This window comes from Ferrovibrio sp., assembly GCF_029255545.1.
In the GTDB taxonomy this organism is placed as follows: domain Bacteria; phylum Pseudomonadota; class Alphaproteobacteria; order Ferrovibrionales; family Ferrovibrionaceae; genus Ferrovibrio.
The window spans coordinates 1-1757 of record NZ_JANLJJ010000041.1 but is presented as its reverse complement, the minus strand read 5'-3'; the positions used below and the strand labels follow the sequence as shown (position 1 = coordinate 1757).

Sequence of the window (1757 nt, the reverse complement as noted above, 5' to 3'; positions counted from 1 at the left end):
ACCATCCCGCGTTTTGCCGTTGGCGTCGATGTCGGCGGCACCTTCACCGACGTCTTTTTCCTCGACGAGGCCAAGGGCCGCATCGATATCGCCAAGGTGCCATCCACCCGCGGCGACCAGGCCACCGGTTTCATCGAAGGCCTGCGGTCCAGGGCCGAGCCGAAGCAGATCGCCACGGTCGTGCACGGCACTACGGTAGGCACAAATGCCCTTCTGGAGCGTAAGGGCGCGCGCACGGGCATCATCACCACGCGTGGCTTCCGCGACGTTCTGGAGATGCGTCGGCGCGATCGACCCAGCACCTGGGGCTTATGGGGCCAGTTCATGCCGGTGGTGCCGCGCGACCTGCGTCTTGAGGTGGGCGAGCGCGTTCTGGCCGATGGCAGCATCCGGCAGGCGGTCGATCCGGCCGAGGTGAAACGCGTGGCGCAGGACCTGCTTGCCCGTGGCGCCGAGGCCGTCGCCATCGTATTCGTGAATGCCTATGCCAATCCGGAAAACGAACGGATCGCGCTGGCGGCGCTGAAGGAGGTGTGGCCGAATGCCTATGTCACGGCATCTTCCGACATCCTGCCCGAAATCCGGGAATTCGAACGCACGTCCACGGCGGCGCTGAACGCCTATCTGCAGCCGCCGGTGGGCAGTTATCTGCGCAAGCTGGAAAGCCGCCTGCAGGACGACGGCTTCGGTGGTCAGTTGCTGATCGTGCAATCCAATGGCGGCGTGATGAGCGTCGACAGCGCCGCCAGTCGCCCGGTGCGCACGGCCCTGTCCGGTCCGGCTGCCGGTGTGATCGCCTGCCAGCATATTGCCGTGGCAGCCGGTTTCCCCAATGTCGTTACCTGCGACATGGGTGGCACCAGTTTCGACGTTTCGCTGATCGCCGGCGGCGAACCCGCCATGAGCGCGCAGACCGCCATAGATTTCGGCATGGTGGTGCGCGCGCCGATGATCGAGATCACCACCATCGGCGCCGGTGGTGGCTCGATCGCCTGGATCGACCGCGGCGGTATCCTGCAGATCGGCCCGGAAAGCGCCGGTTCCGATCCGGGCCCGGTCGCCTATGGCCTGGGCAACGACCGCCCGACCGTCACCGATGCCAATGTCGTCATGGGGCGTATCGACGCCGAACGCCCCATTGGTGGCAAGCTCAAGCGGCTGGACGTCGAGGCGGCCAAAGAGGCGATCCGCAAACACATCGCCGAGCCGCTGGGCCTCGACGTGATGGCGGCAGCGGAGGCCAGCATCAAGGTGGCCAATTCGCGGATGGCCGGCGCCATCCGGCTGGTTTCCATCGAGCGTGGCCATAACCCGCGCGACTTCGCCGCCATGCCGTTTGGCGGCGGCGGTTCGCTGCATGTCGGCGCGCTGATCAAGGAAGTCGGCCTGGCCTCGGCGCTGGTACCGCGCTTCCCCGGTGTTACCTCGGCTCTGGGCTGCGTGATTGCCGACATGCGGCACGATTTTGTGCGCACGGTGAACAAGACCCTGGACGACACCGACCCGGCCATTCTTGACGCGGCCATCGGTGAGGCAGCGGCGGAAGGCGCGCGGCTGCTCGACCAAGCCGGTATCGCTTTCGAGGGCCGCAGCATCACGGTTGAACTCGATATGTCGTATCTGGGGCAGACCCATACGGTTGCGGTGCCGCTGCCCGGCGATTTCTCAAGACCGGCAAAGCTGACCCGCGATGGCATCAAGTCTGCTTTCGAGGCCGCCTATGCCGCCGCCTTCGGCCGCGTGCTGGAAAAGATCGG

The 1757-nt window shown here is 66.0% G+C and carries 1 protein-coding gene; it reads left to right on the top strand.

What is annotated here, in order from left to right; genetic code table 11:
* Window positions 1-3 precede the first annotated feature (3 nt).
* The coding region (locus Q1J79_RS08205) for a hydantoinase/oxoprolinase family protein (RefSeq protein WP_300299095.1) at window positions 4-1757 on the top strand (1754 nt) is incomplete at its 3' end.